This is a genomic window from Pseudomonas kielensis (genome assembly GCF_014236655.1).
Taxonomy (GTDB): domain Bacteria; phylum Pseudomonadota; class Gammaproteobacteria; order Pseudomonadales; family Pseudomonadaceae; genus Aquipseudomonas; species Aquipseudomonas kielensis.
On sequence record NZ_JACMYG010000004.1, the window covers coordinates 221,333 to 233,640 of the forward strand.

The following is a 12,308-nucleotide window of genomic DNA, read 5'->3' on the forward strand; positions in this document are numbered from 1 at the left end:
CATCGGGGAGCAGAGGTTTAGCCTAGTAAGTTCCGGCGTGGCTGGCGAGGGGTTTGCCGTTGCCAGCGTATTTCATGGGGGAGCGCCGCCGGTTCGCTCCCCCAGCGTGAGGGTTCACTGGCGTTGCATCAATCCCCGCACCCCAAGCACCGCCGGCACGCCCAGGCCGATCCAGCTCAAGCCATCCCAGATCCCATCACCCAACAGCGCCGCGAACAACCCGGCGGCACTGAGCAGGGCAATCACGGTGGGGGTGGCGAAGACTTTCCAGAAGTTCGACTGGCGCGGTCTCATGGGGCGCTCTCCTGGGCCACGGCCAGCGGTTTTGCCGCCCGGCGCCGGGCTGTCCACAGGTACAGACCGCTGCCGAGGACGATGATGGTCAGTACATCGAGTGCCGCCCAGAGGACTTTCATCGGCATGCCGCCGTAGTCACCGAAGTGCAGCGGCTGCGACATGCCCATGACGTCCATGTACCACGGTCGTTCGGCGATCGCGGTGACCTCCAGGGTGCTGGCGTCGATCAGTACCGGGGTCAGCAAGTGGGAGGTCAGGTGGGTGCTGCCTTTCATGAACACCGCGTAATGGTGTTCGCTGGAAAAACGGGTGCCGGGGAAGGCGATGAAGTCGGCCTGCATCTCGGGTGCGGCGCGCTGGGCAATCTCGAGCAGCTGGCTGGCGGGTGCCAGGCGGGTCAGGGGGGGCGCCTCGCGGTAGGGTTCGATCATCGCGCTCAGGGCTTCGTTGCGCCAGGCGGCGATGAGCAGGTCGGCGCAGGCGCTCACCACGCCGGTGACACCCACCACCAGGGCCCAGGTCAGGGTGACAATGCCGATCAGGTTGTGCAGGTCGAGCCAGCGCAGGCGCGTGGATTTTTCCTGGCGCACGGTGCCGAACTTCAGGCGGCGCATGAACGGCAGGTACAGCACCGCCCCGGAGACGATCGCCAGCACGAACAGGATGCCCATGAACGCCAGCAGCAACTTACCCGGTAGCCCGGCGAACAGGTCGACGTGCAGGCGCAGGATGAACATCATCAGCCCGCCGTTGGCCGAGGGCATGGCCACCGGCTCGCCAGTGCGGGCGTCGAGCATGTAGGTGTGGGACAGGTTGGGTTCGGTGCCGGCGGTCTTGGCCATGATCGTGATCACGCCGTTGGGCTCGTCCTCATCCCAGCCGAAGTACTGCATGACGTCGCCGGGACGATGGGCCTGGGCCTTTGCGACCAGTTGCTGCAGGTCCAGGTGCGGGGTGTCGGCCGGCATCTGTCGCAGCTCGGGCGCATCGCCCAGCAGGTGCTCGATCTCATGATGAAAGATCAGCGGCAGGCCAGTCAGGGCGAGCATCAGCAGGAACGCCGTGCAAATCAGGCTGGTCCAGGTGTGGATAAAGGACCAGCGGCGGATGGTTTTGCTTTTCATTTCACTGCCTTCAGAAAGACCCAGGTCGCCCAGTGAGGGCGGCCTGTTAATGGCGCGTATTACGTCAGTGGGTTACCACTTGTAGGTGGCACTGGCGACCACGCTGCGCTGGTCCCCGTAGTAGCAATAGAAGCTATCGCAAGTGGAGATGTAGTCCTTGTCGAACACGTTTGTGGCGTTGAGCGCCAGGGAGGCGCCTTTGAGGCTGTTGTCCAGACGACCCAGGTCGTAATGAACAGCAGCGTCAAACACCGTGTAGGCGTCTGCCTTGCCCAGCCAGGTGTTGCCCTGATCACCGTAGGTGTTGCCGGTATAGCGCGCACCGGCACCTACGCCAAAGCCGTCCAATACACCGTTGTGCCAGGTGTAGTCGGTCCATAACGATGCTTGCTGGTTCGGCATTAATTGCAGGCGGTTTCCTTTGTAGTCGCCTTTTTGCACTTCCGACTTGGCCAGGGTGTAAGCGGCAATGACTTTGAGGTTTTCAGTCACGTCGGAAATCGCTTCCAGCTCAAGCCCCTTCACTTTCACTTCACCCGTCTGGCTGGTAACCGAGATGTTGTTGACGGTGGTGGTGACATCGACGTTTTTCTGGGTCAGGTCATACACCGCTGCGCTCAACAGGGTGTTGCTGCCGGGCGGCTGGTACTTGATGCCCAGTTCCCACTGCTTGCCTTCGGTTGGTTCGAACGAGTCGGTGGGCGAGGTGCTGGCGTTGCTGGCTGGCTGGAACGATTCGGCGTAGGACAGATAAGGTACGAAACCGTTATCGAAGACGTAGCTGATCGCCGCATTAGCGCTGAAGTTCTTGTTCCGGTCGGTGTTTGTGGCGTCATTTTTGTTGAAGTATTGAGTGCCGGTGTGCACCCAGTCTTCACGGCCGCCCAGGGTCAGGCGCCATTGGTCGAGCGCCATCTGGTCTTGAACGTACAGACCGGTCTGGTAGGTCTTCTGGTCGTAGTCATAGTACGCGCTGGAGCGTGGTGGCCGGACGATCGGCAAGCCGTGGGCTGGGTCGTTGACGTTGATCGGCGGCGCGCTGCCATACACCGAGGTGTAGTTGGTGTTCGTGCGCTGGTGGTCCAGGCCCAGTAAGAGAGTGTGAGTGATGTCGCCTATGGCGAAGTCGGCCTGGAAGTGGTTGTCCACGGCAAACTGGCTGATGTCTTCGTCTGCACTGGTGGTCGAGCGGCCGACATTACCTTGGTCGTCAACTTCGGTGTAAGGGTAGGAGCCCACGGTGATCGCCTGGAAAGACAGGTCCGACTTGGTGTAGCGCAGGTTTTGCTTGAACTGCCAGACATCGTTCAAGCGATGTTCAAAGGCATAGCCCAGGGCGTAGTAAGTGCGGTCGTAGTACTCCCACTCCGGGTCCCCGAGGTTTTTGTGGTGGGAGATATCACCGAACGGCATGTCGATCTTGGTGCCCTGGACCGGCAGAAACTGGCTGGTGATGCCGGTATCGTCGCGTGTGAACTGCGAGAGAAACGTCAGTTTGGTGTCTGGGTCGATGTTCCAGGTCAGGCTGGGAGCAATGTTGTAGCGCTGGTTGGGAACGTCATCGACCTGAGTGTCGCTGTCCCGTATCACGCCGCTGAGGCCGTAAAGGAACTGGCCTTCTTCGTCGATCTTGCCGGTGCTGGAAAAGTTGATCTGGCGGTGGTTGTCACTGCCGTACTGCACTTGAACGGCGCTGCTGGCCTCTTCGCTAGGGCGGCGGCTGACCATGTCCAGCAGGCCACCTGGAGGGGTCTGGCCGTAGACCGAAGAAGCCGGTCCGCGCAGCAGGGCTATACGGTCCAGGTTCCAGGTTTCCATTTTCGGGTTGGCGTACACGCCTTTAGGCAGCGGCAGCCCGTCAAGGAACTGGGTTGGTTCGAAACCGCGGACCCGCAGCCAGTCGGCACGGGTGTCGCTGCCGTAGCTGCTGGCGACGATGCCGGGCATGTAGCGCACAGCGTCATCGAGGTTTTGGACGCCGCGATCCTCCATCTGCTGGCGAGTGGCAATCGAGATGGAGCGCGGCGCTTCAAGCAGCGAAGTGTCGGTCTTGGTACCCGCGGCAGTGCGGGTGGCGAGGTAACCCTCTACCGGCCCCCAGGCGCTTTCGCTGTTTTCCACACCAATGACCGCCGTTTCCGGCAGCGCCATCACGCCCTCGGGAACCGCCACCAGGCTGTAGGTGCCGGCGCTGCTTTGTTCCAGTTGCAGGCCGGTGCCGCGCAGGGCCTGGCTCAGGGCGCTGGCGGCGTCGTACTGGCCGTTGACCGGGGCGGAGGTCTTGCCGGCGGCCAGGGACGGGTTGAGGCTCAAGGCGAGGCCGGCCTGGCTGGCGATCTGGTTCAGGGTGCTGGCCAGGGGCGCGGCTGGCAGGTTGTAGGCGCGAACGTTGGACGTCTGTTCAGCGGCCACCAGCAGGGTGCTGGTCAGCGGAGTGCCGAAGGCAATGGCCAGGGCCAAGAGACTGGGGCGCAACAAGGTGTCTAGCGAACGTGACATACGGCAGCTCCTGAATGGAAATATTTCTCAATTGCCTATGTGCCGAACGAGATTGAAAAAGTGATAGGGCTGGATGGAAATAATTTCGATTCAGCCAAAATGGCCCCGGTGACCGAGGCGGTCCCCAACCCTCAGGGTTTGGCGATCACGGTGACCCACCACGGGGTGTGCTGTTCGATCTGCACGGGCAGGGTCGGCAGCAGGGCACTGAGGGCCAGGTCGGTGTTGTGCAGCGGGAAGCTGCCGGTGATCCGCAGGTCGGCGACGGCCGGATCGACGCCGAGATGGCCCGGGCGATACCGATCGAGTTCGTGGACCAGGTCTTCGAGGCGAACGTTGTCCACCACCAGCATGCCGCGGGTCCAGGCGTCGCTGCCGGGGGTGAGCGCCAGCAGCGGGCCGAGGCTGTCGCGCTGCATCAGCACCTGCTGGCCTTCCTTGAGGATCTGTTCGTCAGCCAGGGTCTCGGGGCGTGCGGCCACCGCGGACTGCAACACGCTCAGGCGCGTGCCGTGGTCTTCGCGCTTGACCAGGAACCGTGTGCCGAGCGCGCGCATCTGGCCGTCGCGGGTTTCGACGATGAAGGGGCGCGCGTCGTTGTGTCCGGTTTCAATGCGGATCTCCCCTTCCCGCAGGACGATCCGGCGCTGCTTCTCATCAAAACGCACGTCCAGCGCGCTGTGGGTATTGAGGTTGATCACCGTGCCGTCGGCCAGGCGCAGGGTGCGTTGCTCGCCGGTGGCGGTGCGTTGGTCGGCCAGCCAGTAGTCGAGGGGCAGGTAGCGCTCGCCAGCGAACAATCCCACGCCGATCACCAGCAGGACGCTGGCGATCCCGCTGCCAAGCTTGCGCACCCGGCGACGGATGCCCTCGCGCGATTGCAGCAGCGCCACCCGGGCCGGTCCGCTGGCCACGCTGAAGCGCTGATCGAGCATGCCCAGTTGCTGCCAGGCGCGGGCGTGTTCTTCATGGGCGGCGTGCCATTTGGCGAATTCCTCGCGTTCCACCGCACTGCCCGCCCCCGAATCCAGGGACAGTTGCCAGGCGATGGCGGCGTCGAGTACCCGCGCCGAGACGGGCTTGGAGCTGACCGGACTCATGCGGGCTCGCCGTACAGCGCCACATAACACTGGCGGATACCCTGGGCCAGGTATTGCCGCACCCGTGGCACGGAGACGCCCAGGCGCTCGGCGATTTCGGCATGGCCGAGGCCGTCGAGGCGGTTATAGAGGAAGGCGGCGCGGGCTTTGCTCGAGAGCTTGCCGAGCAGGCGGTCGATGGTCTTGAGGTCTTCGAGGATCAGTTGCTGTTCTTCCACCGAGGGTTGCTCGCCTTCGGGGATCAGCATCAATTCAGTGAGGTAGGCCTGTTCCAGTGCGGCGCGGCGGAAATAGTCAAACAGCAGGCCCTTGGCGATGGCCACCAGGAAGGCCCGGGGTTCGCGGGGCGGTTTGAACGTTTCCCGCCCGAGCAAGCGCACGAAGGTGTCCTGGCTCAGGTCTTCGGCTTTGGAGGGGCAGGCCACGTTGCGCCGTAGCCAGGCCAATAGCCAACCGCGATGGTCGCGATACAACGCACCAACCAGTTCACTGTGAGGGCTTTGGACTGACGACAAATGGCTTCACCGAATACACGTTTAAACTAACGAGAATTATTCGCGATTGTCTCAGAGGCCATGGCCGTGTGCAATTGGCGTTGGTCGGGTCGATTGTGCCGAAAGCGCAATTAAAAGGAGTGTTTTTGCTGGCGCCGCTTCCACTGGCTCAGCCGTTGTTGCAGCTGTGACGGGCTGTCAATCTGTTGCGCCCGCGCCCGGCTGAACAGGATCAACGCCAGCTCGGCCGTGGCCATGGCGTCGGCGCTGGCGTTGTGGCGCTCGTAGATCTGCAGTTGAAACCAGTTGATCCAGTCATCCAGGCCGGCTTCGCGGATGTGCGCTTGCGGGCAGAGCAGTGGCGCCATGTCGGCAACATCAAGAAACTTATGTTGCAAGCGATACCCCAGGCTGTCCTTCAAGGCGCGACCCAGCATGTGTTGATCGAAGGGGGCATGGAAGGCCAGGAGCGGGCTGTCGCCGACAAACTCCATGAAGTCCAGCAGGGCGTCCACCGGATCGCTGCCGGCGGCGATCGCGCTCGGCCCCAGGCCATGCAGTAACACGCTGGGTCCCAGTTTGTGCGCGTGGCGCTGCAGGGTGCGCTCGAACTGCTGGCTGAAATCGATCGCGCCGTCTTCGATGACCACGGCGCCGATGGACAGCACCAGGTCCTTGTTCAGGTTCAAGCCGGTGGTTTCCAGGTCGAGCACTACCCAGCGTTGCTCGCGCAGGCTGCAATCGTTCAGCGTCGGTGCCTCGGGCAGTTTTGCCAGGCGTTGTTGCTGTTCGAGGGTCAGGGTCGGGGTGGCCGCACGCAGCCAGGAAAACAGGCTCATAGCTGGTACCGCAGGCTGAGGCTGCTTTGCAGGCGTTGGGCCTGGCGCAGGGATTCGCGCAGGATGCGCCGGTCCAGGTGATTGAGGCTGTCGGGGTCGACGCGGTTGGAGTAGGGCAGGTTCTCGCGGCTCTGGCGCTGATGTTGCTGCATGCGGGTTTGCTGGATGAAGTGATAGGCCTCTTCGTAGGCCGCGCCGTCCAGGGGCTCGATGACGTCCTTGGCCACCAGCTCACGGAAACGTTCCAGGGTGTTGTTGGTTTCAATGCCGTTGGCCAGGGCCAACAGGCGCGCGCCGTCGACGAAGGGCGTCAGGCCCTGCACCTTGAGGTCGAGGGTGGCTTTTTCGCCGTTCTTTTTGCTCAGCACGAACTCGCGCAAACGTCCCACCGGCGGTCGCTGGCGCAAGGCATTCTCGGCCAGCATGCGCTGGAACAGGCGATTGTCGGCGACCTGGTCGAGGATGGCCCGGCGCAGTTGCGCACACCCCTGCTCGTCGCCCCAGACCACCCGCAGGTCAAAGTAGATGCTCGAGCCCAGCAGGTTCTCGGGGGTGGCTTCGCGGATGAAGGCGGCGAAACGCCTGGCCCACTCGGCTCGGGACAGGCACAGCTCGGGATTGCCGGCCATGATGTTGCCCTTGCACAGGGTGAAGCCGCAGAGCGCCAGGCTTTGGTTGATCTGTTGGGCGATGGGCAGGAGCCGGCCACGGATCTCGGCGGCATGGGCGGCGTCGCGCGCCTCGAACAGCAGGCCGTTGTCCTGGTCGGTGTGCAGGGTTTGCTCGCGGCGGCCTTCACTGCCGAAGCACAACCAGCTGAAGGGGATACCGGGGTCGCCTTTTTCCGCCAGCGTCAGCTCGATCACCCGGCACACGGTGTGGTCGTTGAGCAGGGTGATGATCTGGGTGATCTGGGTCGAGGAGGCGCCATGGGCGAGCATGCGTTCGACCAGTTGGCCAATCTCACCGCGAATGGCCACCAGGTTGTCGACCCGTGGCGCGTTACGGATGGTGCGAGCCAGGTGCACCAGGTCGACCCGCTGCAGCGAAAACAGATCGCGCTCGGAGACCACGCCGCACAGGCGTTGGTCCTTGACCAGGCAGACGTGTGCGATGTGCCGCTCGGTCATGGCGATGGCGGCGTCGAATGCGCTGTGGTCGGGGCTCAGGTAAAACGGCGCCTGGGTCATGTGCTGGGCAATGGGTTGGTCGAAGTCGCGAGTGCCGTCGGCCACCACGTGGCGCAAATCGCGCAGGGTGAAAATCCCCAGTGGGGCCTTGTGTTCATCGACGATCACGATGCTGCCGACCTGTTGCTCATGCATCAGGGTCACGGCTTCGCGCAGGGGCGTGGTCGGGCCGCAGGTCACGGGGTGGCGCATCGCCAGTTCGCCGAGGCGGGTGTTGAGTGAGTATTGGGTGCCGAGGGTTTCCACGGCCTTTTGCTGGACCTGCTGGTTGACCTGGTCCAGCAGGCTGCTGACACCGCGCAGGGCGAAGTCGCGAAAGGTGCTGGAGAGGGCGAACAACTTGATGAACGCCAGCTTGTTCAACTGCAGGCAAAAGGTATCTTCGCCCGCCAGGTGTTCGGTGCGGGTCGCTCGCTCACCGAGCAGCGCGGCGAGGGGAAAACACTCGCCGGTGGTGATTTCGAAGGTGGTTTCGGTGCCGCCCTTGGCGGTGTGCGGACGCTCACCCACCACCCGGCCCTGCTTGACGATGTAGAAGTGCTCAACCGGACCGTCGGCCGGCTTGATGATGCTTTCGCCAGGCGCATAGAAACGCAGTTGGCACTGCTCCACCAGGAACGCCAGGTGCGCGTGTTCCATCTGGTTGAACGGCGGGAAGCGCTGCAGGAACTGCAAGGTGCCCTGGATGTTTTGCAACACCGCCGTTTTCCCAGCCTGGGTGAAGGCGTCCGTTTTACTCATAACCATGACCGCAGTCTTTTTCGATTTATTGTTGTGGGGTATCTGCATGGTCGGCCCCTACGCACGGGGTGCCCATTGGACGTAAGTCTAGGTCGCTGGACCTCGAGAGAAAAAACCGGAGAGGTCCTACGCCCTGGGTACCTAAAACCTTTACTCGACCCTCTTGGAAAACTATCCGACGAAGCGCACATTTAAGCTCTGCTTAGCGATGTCAGATAAGTGTGCTAGGGGAATGATCTGAACCTGTTGAGTGACCTATGTCCGACCACGATATTTTGAGCGATGCCGAGCGTGAAGCGCTGAGTGCAATCTTGCTTGAGCCGGAGTTACCGCCCCAGCGGGTACTGATTGTCGATGATGATCAGGATGCCCGCGAACTGCTCAAGCAGTTCCTGGCCCTTGCCGGCATTCGCTGCATGACCGCCGCCAGCGGCGAAAGCGCGCTGAAGCTGTTGGAGACAACCCCCTCGATCGGCCTGGTGATCACCGACCTGCGCATGGGCCATGTCGATGGCCTGGACCTGATTCGCCAGGTGCGTGAGTCGGTCCGGGCCGAACTGCCGATCATCATTGTCTCCGGCGAGGCCGATGTGAAGGACGCGATTGCGGCCATGCACATGAGCGTGGTGGACTTCCTGCTCAAGCCAATCGATACCGGCAAATTGCTGGAGTTGGTCAGGCATGAGCTGGGCATGTCCCTGTAATCCGTCACTCCCGGCGCCATGAAAAAAGGCCCTGATCTGTCGATCAGGGCCTTTTTTTGTCCGGCGTCAGCGCTTACTTACAGGCCATTGGCAGCCTTGAATTCGCGCCGGCGACGGTGCAGGACCGGCTCGGTGTAGCCGTTCGGCTGCTGGGTGCCTTCGATCACCAGTTCGACCGCCGCCTGGAAGGCGATGTTGCTGTCGAAGTTCGGTGCCAGCGGACGGTACAGCGGGTCGTTGGCGTTCTGGCGGTCAACCACCGGCGCCATGCGCTTGAGGCTTTCCATCACTTGACTCTCGGTGACGATGCCATGGCGCAGCCAGTTGGCGATGTGCTGGCTGGAGATACGCAGCGTCGCACGGTCTTCCATCAGGCCGACGTCATTGATGTCCGGCACCTTCGAACAACCCACACCCTGGTCGATCCAGCGCACCACATAACCGAGGATGCCCTGGGCGTTGTTGTCCAGTTCGTTCTTGATCTGCTCGGCGCTCCACTGCGGGTTCACCGCCAGCGGGATGGTCAGGATGTCGTCCACCGAGGCGCGGGTGCGCTTGGCCAGTTCGGCCTGGCGGGCGAACACGTCGACCTTGTGGTAGTGCAGGGCGTGCAGGGCGGCAGCCGTCGGCGACGGCACCCAGGCGGTGTTGGCACCGGCCAGAGGGTGAGCGATTTTCTGCTCGAGCATGGCGGCCATCAGGTCGGGCATGGCCCACATGCCTTTACCGATTTGCGCACGGCCTTGCAGGCCGGTGCTCAGACCGATGTCGACGTTCCAGTTTTCGTAGGCGCCGATCCATTTCTCGGCCTTCATGTCGGCCTTGCGGACCATCGGGCCGGCTTCCATGGAGGTGTGGATTTCATCGCCAGTGCGGTCGAGGAAGCCGGTGTTGATGAACACCACGCGCTCGCTGGCGGCCTTGATGCACGCCTTGAGGTTGATGGTGGTGCGCCGCTCTTCGTCCATGATCCCGACTTTGAGGGTGTTGCGTGGCAGTTCGAGGACGTCTTCGATGCGTCCGAACAGCTCGTTGGTGAACGCCGCTTCTTCAGGGCCGTGCATTTTCGGTTTGACGATGTAGACCGAACCGGTGCGGCTGTTTTTGCGGCGGGTGTTGCCGTTGAGGCTGTGGATCGCCGCCAGGTTGGTCACCAGGCCGTCGAGGATGCCTTCCGGGACTTCGTTGCCGTCCTTGTCGAGGATCGCGTCGATGGTCATCAGGTGGCCGACGTTACGCACGAACAGCAGGGAGCGGCCGTGCAGGCTCAGTTCGCTGCCGTCAGGCGCGGTGTAGGTACGGTCGGCGTTCATGGTGCGGGTAAAGCTCTGGCCACCCTTGCTCACTTCTTCCGACAGGTCGCCCTTCATCAGGCCGAGCCAGTTACGGTAGATCACGACCTTGTCATCGGCATCGACGGCGGCGACCGAGTCTTCGCAGTCCATGATGGTGGTCAGCGCCGCTTCCATCAGTACGTCTTTGACACCGGCTGCGTCGGTCTGGCCGACCGGGGTGCTGGCGTCGATCTGGATTTCGAAGTGCAGGCCGTTGTGCTTGAGCAACACCGCGGTCGGCGCCGCGGCGTCGCCGTGGAAGCCGATCAGTTGCGCGTCGTTGCGCAGGCCCGTGTTGCTGCCGCCCTTGAGGCTGACGACCAGCTTGCCGGCAACAATCGCGTAGTGGCTGGAGTCGACATGGGAGCCGGCGGCCAGCGGTGCGGCTTCGTCGAGGAAGGCGCGGGCGAAGGCGATGACCTTGTCGCCGCGGACCTTGTTGTAGCCTTTGCCTTTCTGCGCGCCATCGGCTTCGCTGATGGCGTCAGTGCCATAGAGCGCGTCGTACAACGAGCCCCAGCGAGCGTTCGAGGCGTTCAGGGCGAAACGGGCGTTCATCACCGGCACCACCAGTTGCGGGCCGGCCATACGGGCGATTTCTTCGTCGACGTTTTGCGTCGTCGCCTGGAAATCAGCCGCTTCTGGCAGCAGATAACCGATGTCTTGCAGGAAGGCTTTGTAGGCCACAGCATCGTGTGCTTGACCGGCACGGGACTGGTGCCAGGCGTCGATACGCGCCTGGAAGTCATCGCGTTTGGCGAGTAGGGCTTTGTTCTTCGGGGCCAGGTCGTGAATGACCTTGTCGGCACCGGCCCAGAACTTATCGGCGGTGAGGCCGGTACCGGGAATGGCTTCGTTGTTCACGAAGTCGAACAGGACTTTGGCGACCTGCAGGCCACCGACTTGAACGTGTTCAGTCATTGCTTGCCTCACTCTGCTCAGCTATTTCGCTTTTCAGCTCTTCAATTATGACAATGAAGCCACTGGCCATTTAAACCACAAACCGCCCTACCAGTACATGCCATGAAGGGCGGCTGGGTGGGACCAATCAACGGCTTGGAGGCCTTGCTGACGGGGCTTTCAGGGTTGCGATTGTGCCTGCGGCAGACATCGATCCAACGTTATGTAGTGCGCGCTGCGGCATACTACATGATGAATTGCGGTTGTGAAAATTAGACTAATTACGTCGTTCTGCGACCCCATGACGCATTGCAGTCACGTCGGGGCACGGGATGTTCTCAAAAAACCATGAGATTGTTCCAGCTAAATATAAGAACTTGTACACGATTTGTGGTTTTGCCGGATTGTGGTGGTGCGGCCGTTCGCGTGGGGCTGGCCTGCGAAGGTGCCGGACCCGCCCCTTGAACCCTTGCCTATACTTGCCTTTCCAGAACAAGAGTCATGACAAGAGGGCTGCGCCATGGACCACCTCGTACTCACGGTATTCGCCCCGGATAAACCCGGTCAGGTCGAGCGCATTGCCCAATGTATCGCCGAACATGGCGGCAACTGGCTGGAAAGCCGGATGTCGCGGATGGCCGGGCAATTTGCCGGGATCCTGCGGGTGGGGGTGCCGGCCGAGGCCTACGACGAACTGGTGGATGCGCTGCAGGCGTTGGCCAGCCAAGGGATTCGGGTATTGATTGCCGAGAGCGGGATCGAACAGTCCTGCACCTGGAAGCCGATTGCCATGGAGCTGGTAGGCAACGATCGTCCGGGCATTGTCCGGGACATTACCCGCCTGCTCAGTGAGCAGGGGGTCAACCTGGAGCGGTTGGTGACCGAGGTGCGGCCAGCGCCCATGAGCAGTGAACCGCTGTTCCACGCCGAAGCGATTCTGGCGGTGCCCTTGACCCTGTCGCTGGACGTGCTGCAGTCGCGCCTGGAAACCCTGGCCGATGACCTGATGGTGGAGTTGGTGTTGCGCAGCGATCCGTAGGCGCAAGCCGGGTTATCCAAGAAAAACCTGCACCTGCCTGTGGATAA

Annotated in this window: 10 protein-coding genes; 2 read left to right on the forward strand and 8 right to left on the reverse strand. The window is 62.3% G+C overall.

The annotated features are described in order from the left end of the window. Positions 1-114 precede the first annotated feature (114 nt). The 7 genes from H7995_RS05875 to H7995_RS05905 form a co-directional block, all read right to left on the reverse strand. Positions 115-294, reverse strand: a complete 180-nt coding sequence (locus H7995_RS05875; RefSeq protein ID WP_166591244.1) for a hypothetical protein — start codon at positions 292-294, stop codon at positions 115-117. Next, a complete protein-coding gene (locus H7995_RS05880) occupies positions 291-1,421 on the reverse strand; it encodes a PepSY-associated TM helix domain-containing protein (protein WP_185818111.1) in 1,131 nt (376 codons plus the stop codon). Before H7995_RS05880 ends, H7995_RS05875 begins: the two co-directional genes overlap by 4 nt. A gap of 72 nt (positions 1,422-1,493) precedes the next feature. After that, the gene (locus tag H7995_RS05885) at positions 1,494-3,920 is read right to left on the reverse strand and encodes a TonB-dependent siderophore receptor (RefSeq protein WP_166591246.1); all 2,427 of its coding nucleotides are present in this window, start codon (positions 3,918-3,920) and stop codon (positions 1,494-1,496) included. Between the two features lie 131 nt (positions 3,921-4,051). Beyond that, on the reverse strand, positions 4,052-5,020 hold the full coding sequence (locus tag H7995_RS05890) for a FecR domain-containing protein (protein WP_185818112.1): 969 nt from the start codon (positions 5,018-5,020) through the stop codon (positions 4,052-4,054). Beyond that, complete coding sequence (locus tag H7995_RS05895; RefSeq protein WP_166591248.1) at positions 5,017-5,535, reverse strand: RNA polymerase sigma factor; 519 nt, start codon at positions 5,533-5,535, stop codon at positions 5,017-5,019. The genes H7995_RS05890 and H7995_RS05895 overlap by 4 nt, the downstream gene beginning before the upstream one ends. A gap of 110 nt (positions 5,536-5,645) precedes the next feature. Further along, positions 5,646-6,353, reverse strand: a complete 708-nt coding sequence (locus H7995_RS05900; RefSeq protein ID WP_182342671.1) for a 3'-5' exonuclease — start codon at positions 6,351-6,353, stop codon at positions 5,646-5,648. Beyond that, the gene (locus tag H7995_RS05905; protein ID WP_166591250.1) at positions 6,350-8,290 is read right to left on the reverse strand and encodes a putative nucleotidyltransferase substrate binding domain-containing protein; all 1,941 of its coding nucleotides are present in this window, start codon (positions 8,288-8,290) and stop codon (positions 6,350-6,352) included. The genes H7995_RS05900 and H7995_RS05905 overlap by 4 nt, the downstream gene beginning before the upstream one ends. A gap of 251 nt (positions 8,291-8,541) precedes the next feature. Here H7995_RS05905 and H7995_RS05910 point away from each other — a divergent pair, with 251 nt between their 5' ends. After that, entirely contained in the window at positions 8,542-8,988 is a 447-nt protein-coding gene (locus H7995_RS05910; RefSeq protein ID WP_166591251.1) for a response regulator, read from the forward strand. A 77-nt stretch (positions 8,989-9,065) separates the two neighbouring features. Here the strand turns inward: H7995_RS05910 and H7995_RS05915 are convergent, their stop codons facing one another. Then, on the reverse strand, positions 9,066-11,243 hold the full coding sequence (locus tag H7995_RS05915) for a malate synthase G (RefSeq protein WP_182342665.1): 2,178 nt from the start codon (positions 11,241-11,243) through the stop codon (positions 9,066-9,068). Positions 11,244-11,742: 499 nt separating this feature from the next. Between H7995_RS05915 and H7995_RS05920 the strand changes: the two genes are divergently transcribed. Next, a complete protein-coding gene (locus H7995_RS05920) occupies positions 11,743-12,261 on the forward strand; it encodes a glycine cleavage system transcriptional repressor (RefSeq protein WP_166591253.1) in 519 nt (172 codons plus the stop codon). Positions 12,262-12,308 lie beyond the last annotated feature (47 nt).